Source organism: Streptomyces sp. NPDC052721, assembly GCF_040678315.1.
In the GTDB taxonomy this organism is placed as follows: domain Bacteria; phylum Actinomycetota; class Actinomycetes; order Streptomycetales; family Streptomycetaceae; genus Streptomyces.
In genome coordinates this window covers 39,776-58,450 of sequence record NZ_JBFATL010000040.1, presented here as the reverse complement: position 1 = coordinate 58,450, position 18,675 = coordinate 39,776, and the positions used below count along the sequence as shown (strand labels likewise).

The following is an 18,675-nucleotide window of genomic DNA, read 5'->3' as shown; positions in this document are numbered from 1 at the left end:
CAGCCAGGGGCTCGACCGGATTCGAATGTGCATGCCCCTGACAAGCGCTGAGGGGGAGTATTCGGCCGAACGGCCGGTCGGCACAAGGGTGCCTTTCGGCCGTCGGCCCTGCCCCCACGTTCCGCTGGGGCCTGCTACGCCGAGCGGGACCGGCTCAGGTGCCGCTCCCCCGCCTCGACCGCCACGTCCAGCGTGTTGCCGGGGGGCGGGAAGGGGCAGACGAAGTGGTCGGCGAAGGCGCACGGCGGGAGCTGGGCGCGGTTGAAGTCGACGGTCGTGCGCCCCTCGGCGTCCGGGGCCGGCGAGAAGAGGAAGCGGAACCGGAAGCTCGTGTCACCGCTGGTGGCGTCGGCGAACACCGCCCACAGCAGCCCGTCCCCCTGCCGCGCGACCTTCAGCGTCCGCTCCTGTCCGGCCAGGGTGAAGGTGAGTTCCCCGGCGAGGTCGAAGCCACGCTCGCGGCCGTCCGCGTTGCCGAGCCGGATGGTCCGCGTGCCGTCGTACGGCGTGAACCGCCCCGGCACCGAACAGCGGGGGTCGTAGGGCCCGGCCTCGATGCCCCGGAAGGCCTGCCGGGCTGCGGAATCGGGGTCGTACACCCGCACCCCCCAGACGCCCTCGCGCACCAGCACGACCAGTCGTTTTCCGCCGAGCGCGACCCGCGCCTCCGCCTCAGGACCGCGGTCGGCGGCCAGCCCGACCTCACCCGCGAAGGGCCGGCCGTCCACGGTCAGGCCGTCGGTCCCGGCGGCGGTGAGCACCACCCCGCCCTCGTCCGCCACCCAGTTCCCGGGAATGTCCGGAATTCGACCATCCGGATAGTCCTCGATCCAGTGCGTCGCGGTCAGCGCGAGCGGCCCGTAGGGCGCCGAGACCCGCTCCACACGCTGCTCGTGCCACTGCTTCCAGGCGTCGGACGCGTCCGTCGTCATGCCGTCGGTTCCTTTCATCGGTGATCAGCGTTCCTGTGCCGCGGGTGCCGGTGAGGACAGCCCGAGATGGGAGCGGAGTGTGCCGCCCCGGTATTCCGTGCGGAACGCGCCGCGCTCCTGGAGCAGCGGCACCACACGGTCCACGAACTCCTCCAGTCCGCCGCCGGAAGCTGCGGGATAAGGACGAACCCGTCGGCGGCCCCCTCGCGGACGTACCGGTGCAGGTCGGCGGCGACCGTGCCGGGCGTGCCGACGAAGGACTGCCGGCCGCTCACCTCGATCACGGTCTCCCGGAGGGACAGCCCCTTCTCCCCGGCCAGCGCCCGCCACTTCTCGGCGAGCGCGAGCGTGCGGCCGTCCCCGGCGCGGGGGGCGGTCTCGGGGAGCGGCCCGTCGGGGTCGTACCCGGACAGGTCCGTCCCCCACATCCGCTCCAGCGCGTACAGCGCGTACCGCGGGGTGATCCGCTGCCGTCGGATCCCGGCGGCGCGTTCCCGCGCCTCGGCCGCGGTGTCCCCGAGGACGACGGTGATCCCGCACATGACCTTCAGGTCCCCCGGGGTACGGCCGTGTGCCGCGAGGCGCCGTCGGACGTCGGCGTCGTCGGCCCCCGGATGCGCGACCGCCAGATGCAGCCGCCGCCGTCCGGTCATGACGTACCCCCGGGCACGGCCGGCCCCCCGGGCACGGTGTACCGGTTGGCGGGCCGGGCCAGGCCCAGGTGCTCGCGCAGGGTGCTGCCCGGGTAGAAGGTGCGGAACAGACCGCGGTGCTGGAGCAGCACCACCGTGCCGTTGACCAGCCGCTCCAGATCGCGGCGCGGTTCGACGGGGACGAGGTGGAAGCCGTCGGTGACCCCGTCGGCGTGCCAGGCGGCCACCAGCTCCGCGAGGTCGACCGGGCCGCCCCGGTACAGCGGGCCCCGCCCGGTGGGCCGCGGACCGCCGCCCCCGTGCCCCGGCTCGGCCGCGCGCTCGCCGTCGCCGAGATCCACCAGCAGGCTCACCAGGACCCGCAGCGCGTCCGGGTTCCGCCCGGACGCCCGCGCCCGCTCCCGCAGTTCGTCGCGTACGCCGGCGGCCTGGGCGGGGGCGGCGGCGCGCACCAGGGCCACGTCCGCGTACCGGGCGGCGACCGTACGGGCGGGGCCGTCGGTGGCGTCGACCACGCGGACGGGGTGGCCCTGCGGCGGCCGGGGCACGGTCGACGGGCCCCGCACCGAGAAGGCGGTGCCGGTGAAGTCGACGCGGTGCAGCCGGTCCCGGTCGAGGAAGCGGCCGGTGGCCACGTCCCGGATCTCGGCACCGTCCTCCCAGCTGTCCCACGACCTGGCCGCCACGTCAGCGACTTCACCGGCCTCCTGCCAGAGCGTCTCGGCCGGTGCGGCGGGCCGGCGGCCGGACAGCCGGGCCTCGCCCCCGGTGGTGGACACGTCGATCCGCCAGCCGGCCCGTCCCCGGCTGACCCAGTCCAGGGTGGCCACGGCGGCCTGCGTCCGGAAGGGCTCGGTGTGTGTGGTGGTGACCGTCGGCACGAGCCCGATCCTCCGGGTCGCGGGCGCCACCCGGCACAGCACGCCGAGCGCGTCGGGCCCCGGCCGCGCGAAGGAGTCGTCCAGCGTCACGAAGTCCAGCCCCCCGCGCTCGGCGAGCCGGGCCGACTCGACGTAGGCCCCGGCGTCCAGGGAACCGGGCTGGTCGAGCGCGGCGGCAAGATGCAGCAGACTGCTCATGCCCGCCCCCTCCGCATCGCGTGTCCCCGCCGCAACGGCGTGCGCCCAGGACGGAACGGACCGGCGGTGCCGAACCCACCGCACCCCCTGCCCATCTCAGAGCACCTTCGCCAGGAACGCCTGCTCCTCGAACAGCAGCAGCTTCGGCTCCCGCGCGATGGCCACCCTCCCCCGGCGCCTGAACGGCCTGGGGGCACCCCCAGCTGCTGCCCGCCGGACAGCTGCCGCGGCGCCTCTACGACGTTGTCCGGGACGGTAGGGTGCGGAAAGAGGGTGCGGTTCTGGAAGACGAACCCGATCCGGGTGCGCCGGCGGAGCACCCTCCACACCGGTCTCACCCCGGCCCCGGAGCACGTCGAGCGAGCCGAAGCTCTTGTGCACCGGCCTGATGCCGGCCATGACACTCATCGCGCGAGTTCCTTTACGAGTGAGCCGCTGAGGAAGGCCAGCACCGCCCGGGCGGTCGCGTCGTTCTGCCGGAACGCGGGCCCGCCGGTGCGGGGGCGGGTGAAGGCGCCGGGGGCGCGGGTGTCGGTGTACGGGCCGAGCGCGAAGCGCCGGGGGTGCGGGCGTCCGGCGCGGTCGAGGACGCGGCCGTCGCCGGGGTCGACCCGGAGCAGCCCGTCGGCAGTCTCGGCGGCGCCGTCGGCGTGCAGTTCGCGCAGCAGACTGTCGCGGGCGCGGCGGACGGTGGGCGCGGGCAGCCGGGCCTCCACCAGCGCCCGGGCCTCGACGGAGAAGCCCGGCACGGTGGGGCTGGTGGCCCGGAACACCCCGTCCCCGGCGGTGACGGCCATGCCGGCCCCGACGAACCGGAGCAGTCCGGCCCGGGACAGCGCGAGCATCTGCCGCAGCCGGGGCCCGGGCGGCCCGGACGCCAGGTAGCTGAAGAACCCGTGCCACCAGGACCCGATGTCCCCGAGCCGCACCAGCTGCCCGTAGACGGAGAGCAGCCCGAGGAACACCGCCAGGTCGGGGCTGCGGGCGGGATCGTGGCGGCGCCGCAGGTCCTCCTCGATGTAGCCCCTGAGCCCGTCCTGGAAGGCGTCGTGCGAGGCGTACCGCACGCCGTCCAGGGGGTGGTCGAGCGCGGTGAGGTCGAGCCGGTCGGCCGGGTCCGGTACGGCGGCGGCGACGAGCGCCCGGGTCTCGGCGGGATCACCGGCCGCCGCGTACTTCTCCTCGAAGTCGGCCCAGGCCATCGCCGTACGTCCGGGGTGGGCGGTGAACAGCCGGTGGTAGTGGGCGAAGCCCAGCTCCTTCTCGACCAGGGGCCACACATCGCGCCGGAAGTCGAAGCCTCCGGGCCGGGCCAGCAGTTCCGCCACCTCGGCGGGGCCGAGGAAGCGGGGCAGCGGGGGCCGGTCGCCGGTCCAGTCGTAGCCGATCTTCGAGTGGTACGGCACTCCGCGCCGCGAGCCGACGTACAGCACCGGCTCCCGCCCCGAGGGACGGTACGTCTCGCCCTCGTACCGCCCGCCGCGCCCCTCGGTGAGCAGCACCATCAGGTCGACGAAGGCCAGCCCGAAGCCGCGGACGAGGACGGGTTCGCCGGGCGCCAGTGCGGACAGGTCGCTGTCGGCGGTGAAGTCGGGCGGCAGGTGCACCAGGCCGTGCTCGCGGGCGTACACGGCCAACTCGGATTGCTGGGCGTCGAGTTCGCTGTCCAGATGGCCCATGGCGAGGATCACCAGGTCGGCCGGGAGCGGGTGCGAACGGCCCTCCAGCCACACCCGCTGGCGGCCCTCGCGGGGGCCGTCGACCCGGAGCGCGCGGTGGGGGTGGTGGTGGACGGTGACGTTCGGGGGCAGGCCGGCGACGGCCCGTTCGTACACCCAGCGCAGATAGCGGCCCTGGAGCCGGCGGTCGGGGAAGGTACGGCCGTCCAGCCGGGCCCACTCGTGCAGGGTCGGGCCCTCGCGCACCGGGCCGGCCATGGCGACCGTGTCGTCGGTGAACATCGTGACGTCCTCGGCCTGCGAGTTCATCCACAGCAGCGGCGACTGCGCCTGCCGCCATATGCGCCCGCCGCCGGGTGGATGGGGGTCGACCAGATGGATGTCGAGGCCCGGACCGGCGTACAGCTCGGGCGCGTTGGCGGCGAGGCGTTCGAGGAGGCCGGTCCCCCGCGGCCCGGCTCCGACGATGACCAGCTGCTGCCTCACCGCGCGTTCTCCGTGCCGCGCGCGTAGTGCTTCTCGACGAACGTCTGGGCGATGCCGAGCAGGGAGGTGACGACGGCGTACCAGAGGGTGGCGACCATCAGCAGCGGGATCACCTGATAGGTGCGGTGGTAGATCAACTGGGCGGAGAACAGCAGGTCGTTGACGGCGATGACGCTGACGATCGAGGTGCCCTTGAGGGTGCCGATCAGCATGTTGCCGGCGGATGGCACGATGGCGCGCATCGCCTGCGGCAGCACGATCCGCCGCCAGCGCCGCCACCGGCTCAGGCCGAGCGCCTGGGCGGCCTCGATCTGCCCGCGGTCGACGGAGAGGATGCCGCCGCGGACGACCTCGGCGGCGTAGGCGGCCTCGTGCAGGGTGAGACCGATGATCGCGACGGCGACCGGGGTGAGCAGGTCGACGGTCTTCACGCCGAACACCCGCGGGTACAGCGCCCCGATGTTGAACCACAGCAGCAGCTGCACCAGGATCGGGATGGACCGGAACAGCCACACGTATCCCCAGCTGACCGCCCTCAGCACGGGGTTGACGGAGAGCCGGAACACGGCGAGCAGGGTGCCGAGGGCGAAGCCGAGGACCATCACGACCGCGGTCAGCCACAGCGTGAGCCACAGCCCGCTCAGGACGGAGTCCGAGGTGAAGTAGTCGCCGACGACGTCCCATTGGAACGCCTCGTTGCGGACGACGGAGTTGACGGCGAATCCGAGCAGTACGAGGACGACGACGGCTGCGGCCCACTGGCCGTACCGGCGCTGCGGGACGATCCGCGGGGCGTGCGCGGGCTCGGGCGTGTCCGGGACGGCGGGGATCTTGGCGAGGGTGTCGGATGACATGCGAAGGCTCCGTGACGCGCGTCGGCGAGGACGCGCTGAGTCGTCAGAACGGGTGGTGCCTTCACACGGGTCCGCGCCGCGCGGCGCGGATACGGCCGAGCCCCTCAGCAGGGCCGTGCACCGAGAGTACGGGGGCGTTTCCGTCCGCTGTCAAGGCTGTCCAGACTGTGAGCAGTACATCTCAAGTCGGTTGACGCGGAACCGGATGCCTGTTCCACTTGGCCCATGCATCCACAGCAGTGGCTGGTCACCCGCTCCCACATCGACTTCGGTCGCGTGTGGTCCTCGTCCTGTTGAGCTGACCCCCTGCTCCCGCCTGCCCTCCGGGCGGGCCTGCTCGCGTTCTCTTGCTGATGACCGGCCTGTTCGCCGCCTTCACACGCGCACCCCTCCCCTCGCGTTTCCGCACACCCTCTGCTTCAGGAGACCGCTACCCGATGCGTACGTCCGTTTACCGCCATTTCATGCCCTTTGTCGCCATCACCTCGGCCGCGCTGCTCCTCACCGCCTGCGGCTCCGGGTCCGGTGGCCCGGGCGGCACGGACGCCTCCGGGGTTGCGGCCAAGGCGGACGAGGTGCCCACCACGGACGTCGTCTCCGCCGTGCGCAAGGACGACGCCGCGGCGAAGCTGCTGCCCGCCGGCACCACGAGCCTCACCGTCGCGGTCAGCGTCGGCGGCACCCCGCCCGGCACCACCTACCTCGCCGACGGCACGACCCTGACCGGTCAGGACGTCGACTTCACCAAGGCGGTCGCCCGGGTGCTCGGCATCAAGCTGAAGGTCGAGCAGGCGAGCTTCGAGGCGATCCTGCCCGCCCTGGACAGCGGCAAGTACGACTTCGGCGCGAGCAACTTCGGCGTCACGGACGAGCGCCGCAAAACCATCGACTTCGTCACCTACGTCAACGACGGCCAGGGCTTCGCCACCCGCGAGGACAGCGATCTCCCGAAGATCACCGACCTGAGGCAGCTGTGCGGCCTGAACGTCGCGACCGGCGCCGGCACGACGTTCGAGGCCACGCTGGAGGCCGGCAAGCACGTGTGCGCCGACGCGGGCAAGAAGGCCTACCGGGTGCAGACGTACGCCGAGTCGAGCGCGATCTGGTCCTCGCTCCAGCAGGGCCGCAGCGACATCGTGATGTCCACGATCAACGGCCTGCGGTACGCCGTGGCGCACCAGCAGGGCCTGAAGTTCCTCAACGAGTACCACCGCCTGGACGTCGGTTTCGCCTTCAAGAAGGGCACGGACCTGACGCCGGCGTTCCAGGCGGCGGTGAACAGACTGCTGTCCGACGGCACCTACGACAGGATCCTCAAGAAGTGGGGCACGACGGGTTCCGCGATCGAGGAGTCCCGGGTCAACCCGCCGGAGCTGAAGGACTGACGTGTCCGCTCCCGGGCGCTCATGCCGGGGATCACAGGTACTGGTCCGTGCTGGCGCCGCCCCGGAGGCCACCCGTTACTACAGCGGTGCCGGAAATAGCTCGGGCCGGTCGCGCCCGGGCCTCAGCAGCCGTCGCACGGGCAGCAGCAGTCGCAGCAGTCGGCGCAAGAGCAGTCGCACCACTGGCAGCAGCCGCTGCGCTTCTTCCGGGACCAGGGTCCTTCGTACTCCTCGGCGCAGCACATCTTGCAGGTGCAGAACACCGCGAGAAACGCCCCGCAGCCCGCCCAGAAACCCCGCCTGCCCTTGGCGGGCTCGGGAGCGAAGCCACCACCGCGGAAGCCAACGCCACCACCGGAGCAACCGCCGCCGGCGTATGGATTTCCGTCCGCGTGAGGAGCATGCGTGCCGGCACCGTACGGATCGCCGCCGCCGTGAGACCCCTGCGGCGCGCCCGGCTGGTGTGCCGCGCACACCGGTGTTGTGCCGAAGGCGCGGTCCACCGAGCGGCGCAGTTCGTGGACGAGGAGGAGGTGGACGAGCCGGCCGTCGCAAAACTCCGCCTCCCGGAGGGCGAGCCGGATGCCGTGCAGGGCGTCGTCGGCGAGCCGGCGTGCCTCGGTGAGGGGCGTGCCGGTGGCGGTGAGCGGGTTCCAGGCGCCCGACACGGCGTCAGCTCGCCGGTCCTCCACGGCGTCCAGCAGGTGCGCGAGCCGCCCGAAGAGGCGCCCGGCCTCGGCCAGGGGCCCGGCGTTGTCCGGCCGCCCGGCGAGCAGCGCGGTGTGCGCGAAGGCCGCGGCGGTCGCGGTCTCGGTCGGCTCGGTGACCGTCAGGACCGGAGTGCCGGGTCCGGCCAGGGCCTCGACGCCGGGCTGCCGGTCGACGGCGTCGACCAGGACGCCGGTGTCGAACCCGACCGCCGCCCCGCCGCGCTCCCCGGCCCGGCCCCAGTTCGCGGCGATCCGGCGCGCGGCGGCGGCGACCGGCGCGCGGGCCAGCAGTCCGTCCCGGTCGGCGACATGGTCGCGCACCTTCGCGGAGGCGAGCACGAGGGAGACGGCGGCGGCGAGCCGCGCACCCTCACCCTGAGTGACGGACGCGGTCCGCATGCCCCGCAGCGCGCACGGCCCGGCCGTGCGGCGGGTGCCGCTCAGCGCGCCGGTCTGAGCGTCCGTCAGAACCGACAGGAGAAGCCCGTCGTAATTTGTCACGATCCGCGCGAACTGACCGTGCTCGCGGCGCAGGGTCAGGCACAGCCCGCACAAGTGCGCCATCCAGTCGGCCTTGAACCGCTCACCGAGCCGGTGGGCGCAAGGCCTGACGATTCCGAACACAACATCCCCCGTACTGTGATACGACGTTGGCGTTCACCCGTACGCACCGTGCATCACCCGTCCGTCGCAGACAATCATATTTCACTCTCAGTCAGCAGCCGTATGAGTCTCGGGCCTTGGGGCACAAGGACTCTCGACGGATCCGCTGTGCACCAGTACCGTCACAAACCCCCCGCGCGGCGTCTATCCACTTGGCGCGCCGTCCGCATCATGGATGACCATAGGGATGCGGAAAGCAAGAAAGACCGCTGTGAGAGGAGGCGTCCATGGGATCGGTACGCAAGGCGAGTGCGTGGCTCGGCCTCGTCGACGACAACGATGACGAGCGCTACTACGACGACGACTACTCCGAGGGCACCGAGTCCGGGGACGCCTGGGTCACCGACCCCCGGGTGAAGGTGGCCACGGACACGGCCGAGGAGAAGGGCCGCCGCATCGGCACGGTGACCCCCGACAGCTTCCGGGACGCCCGCGCCATCGGCGAGCTGTTCCGGGACGGCGTCCCGGTCATCATGAACCTCACCAACATGGAGCCCGGCGACGCCAAGCGCGTCGTGGACTTCGCGGCGGGGCTCATCTTCGGTCTGCGCGGCTCGATCGACCGCGTCTCGAACCGGGTGTTCCTGCTCACCCCGGCCGACACCGAGATCATCAGCGGCGAGGCGTCCGCCCACCGCTCGGACGGCTTCTTCAACCAGAGCTGAGGCAGGGCCGCCGCACCGGCCCCGCCTCCCCACCGGGGGCTCACCGGAAGGCGTCGAGCCCGGTGAGCGCCTTGCCCAGCACGAGCTGGTGCATCTCGACGGTGCCCTCGTAGGTGAGCACCGACTCCAGGTTGGTCGCGTGCCGCATCACCGGGTACTCCAGGGAGATCCCGTTGGCACCGAGGATCGTCCGCGCCGTACGGCAGATCTCGATGGCCTCGCGGACGTTGTTGAGCTTGCCGAAGCTGACCTGCTCGGGACGCAGGCGGCCGGCGTCCATCCGCCGCCCCAGATGGTGGGCGAGCAGAATCCCCTTGTGCAGTTCCACCGCCATGTCGGCGAGCTTGGCCTGGGTGAGCTGGAAGCCGCCGATGGGCCGCCCGAACTGCTCACGTGACGTGGCGTAGTCGAGGGCCGCCTCGAAGCTGCTGCGCGCGGCGCCCATCGCGCCCCAGACGATGCCGTAGCGGGCGTGCGACAGACAGCTGAGCGGTCCGCGCAGTCCGGTGACCTCCGGCAGCACGGCCGTGGCGGGCAGCCGTACGTCGTCCAGGACGAGTTCGCTGGTGACGGAGGCGCGCAGGGACCACTTGTGCTTGATCTCCGGTGCCGAGAAGCCGGGGGTGCCGGTGGGGACGACGAAGCCGCGGATGCCCTCCTCGGTCTGCGCCCAGACGACGGCGACCCCGGCGACGGAGCCGTTGGTGATCCACATCTTGCGGCCGTTGAGCACCCAGTCTCCCCCGCCGTCCCGCTTGGCGTGGGTGCGCATCGAGGCGGGGTCGGAACCGTGGTCGGGCTCGGTCAGCCCGAAGCAGCCGATCACCTCGCCGGCCGCCATGCGGGGCAGCCACTCCTGCTTCTGCTCCTCGCTGCCGAACCGGTGGATGGCGTACATCGCGAGGGAGCCCTGCACGGAGACCAGCGACCGGATGCCCGAGTCGGCCGCCTCCAGCTCGAGGCAGGCCAGGCCGTACTGGACGGCACTCGCGCCCGCGCAGCCGTAGCCGGTGAGGGACATGCCGAGGGCGCCGACCGAGCCGAGTTCGCGGGCGAGGTCCCGGATGCCGGGCAGTTCGCCCTTCTCGTACCAGTCGGCGACGTAGGGCAGCACACGGTCGGCCGCCCACGTGCGGACGGTGTCCCGGACGGCCAGGTCCTCCGGCTCCAGCAGGTCGTCGATCCCGAGCGGGTCGGCGGCATCGAACGGGGGCAGCTTCGCGGACGCGGACATGGAACACCCTCCGGAACACGGGACGTCGACAAAACTAGCAACGCTAGTTACGGCTCTCCGGCCGACGTTACGGTGCAGTGTCCCGCACGTCCAGAGAGGGTCAGGCGGTGACCCGCGGCTTCCCGGCCGCCGTCTTCGCCTCGCGTGGCGACGGCAGCGCGGGCTCGCCTGCCGCCGGTTCGCCACCCGCCGGCTCCTCGCCGCACTGCATGAGCCACGGCAGCCGCAGCGCCATCACCGCGCCCAGCAGCAACAGACCCGCGCTCACCAGCAGCGTCACATGCAGCCCGTGCACGAAGGAGTCCCGCGCCGCGCGGCGCAGCGCGGCCCCGGCCGTGCCGCCGAGCCGTCCGGCGATCTCATAGGCCTCGCCGAGCGAGTGGCCCGCCGCGTCCGAGGCGGGCCGCGGCACGCCCGGTACCGACCGCAGCCCCGGCGCGTAGGCCGCGTTCATCACGCTGCCCAGCAGCGCGATGCCGATACCGGCCCCGAGCTGGTACGACGTCTCGCCGATCGCCGCCGCGCCGCCGGCCTGGTCGGCCGGGGCCTCGCTGAGCATCGACTCGTAGGCCCCGAAGAGCGTGGTCTCCAGGCCGAAGCCCAGCAGCACGAAGCCGGCCAGCAGCAGCGTCGGATCGTCGGTGCCGCCCATGCCCGTCAGCGTCAGCACCGCCGCCGCCGTCAGGCAGAAACCGAAGCACACCATGCGGCGCGGTCCGAAGCGGCGCAGCATGCGCGCGCCCGCGAGGCCGGCCGCCATCGCGGCGAGGGTGAGGGGCAGCAGCCTCAGGCCGGTCTGCAGCGGGGACAGGCCGAGCACCAGTTGCAGATACTGGGCGGCGATCAGCTCCAGGCCGACCAGCGCGAGCATGGCCAGCACGATGCAGCCCACCGAGGTGCTGAACGCGGGCCGGCCGAACATGCGCAGGTCCACCAGCGGATGCGGGAGCCGCCGCTGGCGCCGTACGAAGAAGAAGAGGAGAGCGGCGCCGGTGAGCAGCGGCAGCACGGTCAAGGGGCTCACCACCGCCTCCCCGCCGCCGAGCCGCTTGACGCCGAAGACGACGCCGAAGAGCCCGGCCGCCGCCATCAGTGCGCCGGTCACGTCCCAGGGGCCCTTGCCGTCTCCCCGGGACTCGGGCAGCAGCAGCCGGCCCACCGGAAGACTCACCAGCATCAGCGGGATGTTGACCAGGAAGACCGCGCCCCACCAGAAGTGCTCCAGCAGGAAGCCGCCGAGCAGCGGTCCGACCGCCGCGCCGACCGCCGCGACCGCGCTCCAGATGCCGATGGCGAGGGCGCGCTCGCGCCGGTCGGGGAAGACCTGGCGCAGGATCGACAGGGTGGCCGGCATGATCATGGCGCCGCCGACGCCGAGCAGCGCGCGGGCGGCGATGAGCATCTCGGCGGTCGGTGCGAACGCGGCCACGGCGGAGGCGACCCCGAAGAGGGCGTAGCCGAGCAGCAGGACGCGTCTGCGGCCGACCCGGTCGCCGAGGGTGCCGAAGAGGATCAGCAGCGAGGCGCAGACCAGCGGATAGACGTCGACGATCCAGAGCAGTTCGATGGCGCCGGGCTTGAGGTCCTCGGTGACGGCGGGGACCGCCACGTGCAGCACGGTCGCGTCGAGCGCGACGAGCAGCAGACTGACGCAGAGCACGACGAGGACGACCCAGCGGTTGGCACCTGCCCCGGGCGCCCGACGGCGCGGCCCTACGGCAGCCGTGGTCGTCCCGGACATGTACGTACCTCCCAGATGATCCCTCGTGTGGGGCGGACCGACGGGGTGGGGACTCCCTGTCGTACGGCCGGAGAGGAGCGGTGTCTCCGGCCCGCGCGAACCCACGCGGGTGACTCGTCAGCGTACGCGAGTCCGCCGCGCGGTCACGTGGCGGACCTCTCACCCGCCGGAGGGAACCCATGTGGCGTACGCCACGTCGGCCCCTCTTGACCATGACCCGGCGGCCGGTCCGGTGGGGCACGCGGTCGATAATCGAGCCCGTGACCGATCTTGAAACGCGCGGGGCCCCGCCCCACGCCCCTCTTCTGCGCCGGGCGGCCCCGGCCCTCGTGGGCTATGCGGCGGTCCGCGCCCTGGGGCTGGTGGTGCTGGCGGTGTGGAGCGCCGCGCGCGGCAGGAGCGCGTTCACCTTGCTGACCGCGCGGTGGGACTCCCTGTGGTACACGCGGGTCGCCGAACTGGGGTACGGCTACGAGGTACGGCTGCCGAACGGGGACGTCCACTCCAACCTCGCGTTCTTCCCGTTGCTGCCGTGGCTGGAGCGACTGCTGCACGCGGTCACCCCGCTGTCGTACGCGGGCGCCGGGTTCGTGGTGAGCCTGGTGGCCTCGCTCGCCGCCGCGGCCGGGATCTTCGCGGTCGCGGACCGGGTGTACGGCCCCCGGGTAGGGGTGTGCGCGGTGCTGCTGTGGGCGGTGCTGCCGGTCGGGATCGTGCAGTCGATGGCGTACAGCGAGTCGCTCTTCACGGCGCTGGCGGCCTGGTCGCTGTACGCGGTGCTGACCGGGCGGTGGGTGAGCGCGGGCACGCTGGCGGCGCTGGCCGGGCTGACCCGGCCGGTGGGGGCGGCGGTGGTCGCCGCGGTGTGGGTCGCGGGCGTGGTCTCGTTCGCGCGCGACCGCGACACCGTGGTCTCGTTCGGGCGAGAGCGTGGCGTGAAGCACGCGCCGGGCGCGGACCACGACGAACACGCGCCCGCGCCCGCCCTCGGCGCATCTGTCCCCCCGTGCGCCCCTGTCTGGCGGCGCGCGCTCGGCATGCTGCTCGCTCCGCTCGGGGCCGCCGGCTACGTCCTCTGGGTCGGCCACCGCACCGGCAGGGGCCCGCTCGGCTATCTGGACGTGCAAGCCGGATGGCGCAACGGGTTCGACGGCGGCTACGCCTTCGCCCGCTTCGTGGCCGACAAGTTCACGTCATTTCCGTCCGCTCTCGCCGGCCTCGGCCTGATCGCCGGGGTGGCCCTGCTGATCTGGCTGTACGTCACCGGTGTCCGCGCGCGCCAGCCGGTCGAACTGCTGGTGTACACGGGCGTCGTGCTCGCCCTCGCCCTGTGCGCGTCGAGCTACTTCGGCTCCAAGCCGCGGCTGCTCATGCCCGCCTTCCCGCTGCTGCTGCCGCTCGCCCGCGCCCTGGCCCGGCCGCGCACGCACCGATCGGCCCTGCTCACGGCGGGGTTGGCGCTCTCGGCGGCGGTCTACGGGGCCTTCTGGCTGAACGGTTCCGGCCCGCCGTGATCGACCGGGACGCCCGATGACGCCCCGGACAATTCCGCGCCAGGACCGGGTTAACACATTCATAAGCGCCATATAAACAACACCCGGCATGATCAAAGGAATTGGCCCGATCGGACTCACAGGATTGCGGAATCGCAGGAATTCGGGCCGCCCTTGAGAGGTTTCCCACATCACATCGTCATCACAAAGACGCTGTTTCGACCGGGAACACCGCTCACTCGCTGTAACGTCGATTGGGTGCGTACCGAACGAAACCTCACCCGGCGTCTGGACCGGGTGTTCGCCAGACTGGACCGTGAGCCGGAACGACGGGCCCACATCGATGTGCCGAGGATGAGCCGGCACCGGGTCGTTCTGTTCTCCGCGACCCTGGCTTTCTACCTGGCGATCGTGTGGGCCGTGGTGACGACCTCCTGGCTGGTCCGGCTGGACTGGCAGGTCATGTTCTTCCGGCCGTACCAGCAGTGGCCCGAGATCCACGCGTTCCTCGACTACTACGTGGTGCTGGGCCAGCGCGGCCCCACCGCCGTGATGGTCGCGGCCTGGCTCGGCTGGCGCTCCTGGCGGCAGCACACCCTCCGCCCGCTGCTCACCCTGGCCGCCTCGCTGCTCCTGCTGAACATCACGGTCGGCGCCGCCAAGCTCGGCATGGGGCGGCTCGGTCCGCACTACGCGACCGTGATCGGCTCGAACGAGATGGGCATGGGCGGCGATATATTCCCCAGCGGCCACACCGCCAACGCGGTGGTGACCTGGGGAATCCTGGCGTATCTGGCCTCCACCCCGACAGCGCGCCGCTGGCTGTCCGCCCTCTCCGCGGTCACCTCGCTCGGCGTCGGCCTCACCACCGTCTACCTCGGTACGCACTGGCTGAGCGACGTGCTGCTGGGCTGGGCCGCCGGTCTGCTGATCCTGCTCGCCCTGCCGTGGTTCGAGCCGCTGATCGCCAAGGCCGAACTGGGGCTCTTCGACCTGCGCGACGGCTGGCGCGCCCGCCGCGGCCTGCCGGCGCCCGAACCGGCCGTGCCGGTCACACCGGTGCTGCTCAAGCCGCGCAACCTGCCGGCCGAGCAGCCGTCGCCGGCCCGCGAGCCGGTGGCCTCCACCCGGACCTCCCGGGGCCTGGCGCACCTCGCGCCCGGACCGCACACGGCCCGTTCGGAGCGCACCCCGGTCACCCCGGCGGGCAGCCGCCGACCGCCGCACGCCGACCGCCTCCCGCGCGGCACGTCCCAGCCGGCCCGCCCGCTGACCGGCGGCTGACCGCTCACACGACCACGGGGATCCGGTACGCACCACCGCCCCGCACCACGACGAAGGCCCCGCTCCCGGAAACAGGAGCGGGGCCTGTGCGCGTAGCCACCTCGGGAACCGGCGGTCAGCCCTTCCAGGCGCGGGCCACCCGGCCGTCCCGCACCTCGAAGTTGAGCCGTCCCGCCCGGTACTCCATGGTGATGATCGCGCCCGGCGGCAGCGACCGCACGGTCGACCAGCCGCGCTGCCGCGCGAGCCGTTCGGCGTGCGCCGCGTCGAGGCCGACGTACCCGTCCGGGCTGTCCTGGGGCTCCGCTGGCGGAGTGGGAATCGGTGCCATGCGGCCACGCTAGGCCGCGACCGGCGGTGACGGAAGCGGGCACAGACGGGTAAGAGCCGTATCCGGCTCCCGTCACACTTCTGTCACAGCCACTCCGATCCCGTTTCGGTCGCGGTCACATCATCCGCTGCCGCGGCGGGTGTCACACGAACGGGGGTTTCCGTTCGGCTTACCGGGGTAATCGAACAGAATTCACGCGTGTCGGAGAGCGACTCCGAATTACCCGGCGGAAAGTGCCGCAGTGGGGATCGGGGCGGGCCCGGGGCGCGATTCCCCGCGCAATCCGCAGTGGCGCCACGACAGCTGACGCCACATAGGAAATTCACGGATTCAGCACACAACCGCCGGACGCCCCCTGTCGGAGCGCACGCCCGGCCGAGCATCAGGACGGCAGCTCGCGGGTGCGCGTTCCGCGGGCTGCCGCGGGCCCGGGCGCGACGATGCGAAGGGGCGAGCGAGCGATGGGGACCGAGACCGTAGGGGCGCCGGCGCGACCGGTGCGGCGCGCCAGGGCCGGCCGGCTGGTGGTGGACTGGCTCACCACCACCGATCACAAGAAGATCGGCCACCTGTACCTGATCACGGGCTTCGGGTTCTTCCTGGCGGGCGGGGTCATGGCGCTGCTGATGCGCGCGGAACTCGCCCGGCCGGGGCTGCAGCTCATGGGCAACAACCAGTTCAACCAGCTGTTCACGCTGCACGGCACGATCATGCTGCTGCTGTTCGCGACCCCGAGCTTCGCCGGCTTCGCCAACGAGCTGATGCCGTTGCAGATCGGCTCCCCGGACGTGGCCTTCCCCCGGCTGAACATGCTGTCGTACTGGCTCTTCGCGTTCGGCGGGCTGATCGTGCTGAGCTCGCTGCTGGTGCCCACCGGGCCGGCCGCCTTCGGCTGGTTCGCCTACGCGCCGCTCAACGACGCCCGGCACTCCCCCGGCGTCGGCCCGGACCTGTGGATCATGGGCCTGGCGCTGGCCGGCTTCGGGACGATCCTCGGCGCGGTCAACTTCCTCGCCACCATCATCGGGATGCGCGCGCCGGGCATGACGATGTTCCGGCTGCCGATCTTCACCTGGAACACGCTGTTCACGTCGATCATGATCCTGATGGCGTTCCCGGTGCTGGCGGCGGCGCTGTTCGCCCTGGAGTCGGACCGGCGGTTCGGCTCACAGGTGTTCCAGGCGCCGAACGGCGGGGCGCTGCTGTGGCAGCACCTGTTCTGGTTCTTCGGGCACCCCGAGGTGTACATCATCGCGCTGCCGTTCTTCGGGATCATCACCGAGATCATCCCGGTGTTCAGCCGCAAGCCGATCTTCGGCTATCTGACGCTGGTCGGCGCGACGATGGCGATCACCGGGCTGTCCATGGTGGTGTGGGCGCACCACATGTTCGCCACGGGCGCGGTGCTGCTGCCGTTCTTCTCCTTCATGTCGTTCCTGATCGCGGTGCCGACGGGGGTGAAGTTCTTCAACTGGACCGGCACGATGATCAAGGGCTCGCTGTCCTTCGAGACACCGATGCTGTGGGCGATGGGGTTCCTGGCGACGTTCCTGCTCGGCGGGCTGACCGGGGTGATCCTGGCGTCCCCGCCGATGGACTTCCACGTCACGGACTCGTACTTCGTCGTCGCCCACTTCCACTACGTGGTCTTCGGCACGGTCGTCTTCGCGGTGTTCGGCGGCTTCTACTTCTGGTGGCCGAAGTTCACCGGCAAGATGCTGGACGAACGGCTCGGGAAGATCCAGTTCTGGACCTTGTTCGTGGGCTTCCACACCACGTTCCTGGTGCAGCACTGGCTGGGCGCCGAGGGGATGCCCCGCCGGTACGCCGACTATCTGGCGGCCGACGGCTTCACCACGCTCAACACGGTCTCGACCATCGGCTCCTTCCTGCTGGGCCTGTCGACGCTGCCGTTCCTCTACAACGTCTGGAAGACCGCCATGTACGGGAAGAAGGTGGAGACCGACGACCCCTGGGGTTACGGCCGTTCCCTGGAGTGGGCGACGTCCTGCCCGCCGCCCCGGCACAACTTCGTCACCCTGCCCCGGGTCCGTTCGGAGTCCCCGGCGTTCGACCTGCACCACCCGCAGTACGCGGCCCAGGCTCCGCAGCCCGAGCCGAAGCGCCATCAAGCCGGTCCCGAAGCCTCCTGACGGCGTCGGTCGGCCCGGCCGGCCCGATCACCTCGAACGGCAGGCAGGGCATCGACAGGTGAACGACCATCACGTCGAGGCCCGCCGCGCCGGTCCACGTCCCGGCGGACGGTGCGCGGTGACGCCGAGCCGTTCGGCCGGCTCCCGGCCGGACCACCCGCGGTGGGCCTGGAGGAGCGGGAGCGGGCGCGGCAGGCGTGCCGAGGTCTCCCCCATGGGCTCCAGTCCGCCAGGGGATGCGGGCAGCCGCTGTCCTCGTACGGGACAGCGGCTGCCCGCTTGGCGTGCCGGGCTCAGAGCGCGAGGCGCTGGCCGGGCACGATCAGGTTCGGGTCGTCGCCGATGACGGCCTTGTTGGCGGCGTAGATCCGCTGCCAGGTGGTGCCGTGCCGGGCCGCGATGGTGCTCAGGGTGTCTCCCTGGCGGACGGTGTAGTCGCCGTGCGAGGCACCGCGCTGGGTGGTGGCCGCGGGGCGTTCCGGCGCCTTCGCCGGGGTGGACCGGGTGGGGGCGGACCTCGTCGTCGCGCCGCTGTGGTGGGTCGCCGTACCGGAGGAGCCGGTGCGGGCCGCCGCCGGGGCGGCGCCAGAGGCTCCGGCCCGGGCCGAGCAGACCGGCCAGGCGCCCCAGCCCTGGGCCTGCTGGACCCTGGTGGCGACGGCGATCTGCGCGCTCCTGGAGGCCTGGTCGGCCGTCGGGGCGTAGGCGGTGCCGCCGTACGCGCGCCAGGTGCCGGCGGAGAACTGGAGCCCGCCGTAGTAGCCGTTGCCGGTGTTGATGTGCCAGTTGCCGCCGCTCTCGCACTGGGCGATGCGGTCCCACACCCCGTTGTCCGCCGCGGCGGCGTTGCCGGTCGCGGCCAGCAGTCCCAGCGGGGCCAGCAGGGCGGCTCCGGCGAGCGCGGCCGTCGTACGGCCCTTGCGGGCGCCGTCGGGACGGGCGGTGTCGCGGGTGGTATCGGCACACTCGGACATGTAGTTCCCTCTCCACGAACCCGGGCTCCCCCAAGGCGGAGCGCGGCTCACCGCGTAGGACCGCGGTTCCTCGCGCCCGCCCCGCCCGCCGTGACCGGTGTCGGCGATTCAGCGCTGCCTGGTGCCGGCCGGCGGACGTACCCCGAGCGGTGCTCGTTGCACACGGCGGAGGAATGTAAGGAGGGCGGGCAGCGGGAATCAACCAAATCACCGTCGTTCCAGGCCAGTTGCGCGTTACTGCGGGTATCGGCGATTTTCAGCCACCCACTACATACGCTGATTTCCCGATTTGTCGACCACCGGCCGACGCGATCTGTGACCCACTTCACTCGTTCAAGTTCCTTGACGGCGAACGGAGT

General features: G+C 72.1%; 14 protein-coding genes and 3 pseudogenes. 5 read left to right on the top strand and 12 right to left on the bottom strand.

Annotated features, from left to right (window positions below):
• Positions 1-134: 134 nt before the first annotated feature.
• From AB0L21_RS30660 to AB0L21_RS30635, 6 genes and pseudogenes are all read right to left on the bottom strand, one after another.
• Complete coding sequence (locus tag AB0L21_RS30660) at positions 135-932, bottom strand: DUF1684 domain-containing protein (protein WP_365787705.1); 798 nt, start codon at positions 930-932, stop codon at positions 135-137.
• Positions 933-956: 24 nt separating this feature from the next.
• A pseudogene (locus AB0L21_RS30655) lies at positions 957-1,561 on the bottom strand (LLM class flavin-dependent oxidoreductase).
• Positions 1,562-1,581: 20 nt separating this feature from the next.
• Positions 1,582-2,664, bottom strand: a complete 1,083-nt coding sequence (locus AB0L21_RS30650) for an LLM class flavin-dependent oxidoreductase (protein WP_365705271.1) — start codon at positions 2,662-2,664, stop codon at positions 1,582-1,584.
• Between the two features lie 129 nt (positions 2,665-2,793).
• Positions 2,794-3,072: pseudogene (locus tag AB0L21_RS30645) on the bottom strand (ectoine/hydroxyectoine ABC transporter ATP-binding protein EhuA); the annotation flags it as partial.
• The gene (locus AB0L21_RS30640) at positions 3,069-4,829 is read right to left on the bottom strand and encodes an FAD/NAD(P)-binding protein (RefSeq protein ID WP_365787703.1); all 1,761 of its coding nucleotides are present in this window, start codon (positions 4,827-4,829) and stop codon (positions 3,069-3,071) included. The gene AB0L21_RS30640 and the pseudogene AB0L21_RS30645, both read right to left, overlap by 4 nt.
• Positions 4,826-5,683, bottom strand: coding sequence for an amino acid ABC transporter permease (locus AB0L21_RS30635; protein WP_365705275.1), 858 nt, complete (start codon positions 5,681-5,683; stop codon positions 4,826-4,828). The genes AB0L21_RS30640 and AB0L21_RS30635 overlap by 4 nt, the downstream gene beginning before the upstream one ends.
• 464 nt (positions 5,684-6,147) lie before the next feature.
• Here AB0L21_RS30635 and AB0L21_RS30630 point away from each other — a divergent pair, with 464 nt between their 5' ends.
• The gene (locus tag AB0L21_RS30630) at positions 6,148-7,068 is read left to right on the top strand and encodes an ABC transporter substrate-binding protein (protein ID WP_365787701.1); all 921 of its coding nucleotides are present in this window, start codon (positions 6,148-6,150) and stop codon (positions 7,066-7,068) included.
• 122 nt (positions 7,069-7,190) lie between these two features.
• On the opposite strand, the gene AB0L21_RS30625 is transcribed toward AB0L21_RS30630, so the two are convergent.
• Complete coding sequence (locus AB0L21_RS30625; protein WP_365787699.1) at positions 7,191-8,402, bottom strand: DUF5685 family protein; 1,212 nt, start codon at positions 8,400-8,402, stop codon at positions 7,191-7,193.
• Positions 8,403-8,668: 266 nt separating this feature from the next.
• Here AB0L21_RS30625 and AB0L21_RS30620 point away from each other — a divergent pair, with 266 nt between their 5' ends.
• On the top strand, positions 8,669-9,106 hold the full coding sequence (locus tag AB0L21_RS30620; protein WP_059248508.1) for a cell division protein SepF: 438 nt from the start codon (positions 8,669-8,671) through the stop codon (positions 9,104-9,106).
• 40 nt (positions 9,107-9,146) lie between these two features.
• On the opposite strand, the gene AB0L21_RS30615 is transcribed toward AB0L21_RS30620, so the two are convergent.
• Both AB0L21_RS30615 and AB0L21_RS30610 read right to left on the bottom strand, forming a co-directional pair.
• Entirely contained in the window at positions 9,147-10,340 is a 1,194-nt protein-coding gene (locus AB0L21_RS30615) for an acyl-CoA dehydrogenase family protein (RefSeq protein ID WP_365787697.1), read from the bottom strand.
• A gap of 100 nt (positions 10,341-10,440) precedes the next feature.
• The gene (locus AB0L21_RS30610) at positions 10,441-12,081 is read right to left on the bottom strand and encodes an MFS transporter (protein ID WP_365705283.1); all 1,641 of its coding nucleotides are present in this window, start codon (positions 12,079-12,081) and stop codon (positions 10,441-10,443) included.
• Between the two features lie 260 nt (positions 12,082-12,341).
• On the opposite strand from AB0L21_RS30610, the gene AB0L21_RS30605 reads away from it, so the two are divergent.
• Both AB0L21_RS30605 and AB0L21_RS30600 read left to right on the top strand, forming a co-directional pair.
• Complete coding sequence (locus AB0L21_RS30605; protein ID WP_365787695.1) at positions 12,342-13,595, top strand: glycosyltransferase family 39 protein; 1,254 nt, start codon at positions 12,342-12,344, stop codon at positions 13,593-13,595.
• 237 nt (positions 13,596-13,832) lie between these two features.
• The gene (locus AB0L21_RS30600; RefSeq protein WP_365705287.1) at positions 13,833-14,858 is read left to right on the top strand and encodes a phosphatase PAP2 family protein; all 1,026 of its coding nucleotides are present in this window, start codon (positions 13,833-13,835) and stop codon (positions 14,856-14,858) included.
• Positions 14,859-14,973: 115 nt separating this feature from the next.
• On the opposite strand, the gene AB0L21_RS30595 is transcribed toward AB0L21_RS30600, so the two are convergent.
• Positions 14,974-15,189, bottom strand: coding sequence for an I78 family peptidase inhibitor (locus tag AB0L21_RS30595; RefSeq protein WP_356346784.1), 216 nt, complete (start codon positions 15,187-15,189; stop codon positions 14,974-14,976).
• A 461-nt stretch (positions 15,190-15,650) separates the two neighbouring features.
• On the opposite strand from AB0L21_RS30595, the gene ctaD reads away from it, so the two are divergent.
• Entirely contained in the window at positions 15,651-17,342 is a 1,692-nt protein-coding gene (gene ctaD, locus AB0L21_RS30590) for a cytochrome c oxidase subunit I (RefSeq protein ID WP_365787693.1), read from the top strand.
• Positions 17,343-17,431: 89 nt separating this feature from the next.
• Here ctaD and AB0L21_RS30585 read toward each other — a convergent pair.
• Both AB0L21_RS30585 and AB0L21_RS30580 read right to left on the bottom strand, forming a co-directional pair.
• Positions 17,432-17,558 (bottom strand): annotated as a pseudogene (locus AB0L21_RS30585) (HTH domain-containing protein); the annotation flags it as partial.
• 77 nt (positions 17,559-17,635) lie between these two features.
• On the bottom strand, positions 17,636-18,316 hold the full coding sequence (locus AB0L21_RS30580) for a transglycosylase family protein (RefSeq protein WP_365705292.1): 681 nt from the start codon (positions 18,314-18,316) through the stop codon (positions 17,636-17,638).
• Positions 18,317-18,675 lie beyond the last annotated feature (359 nt).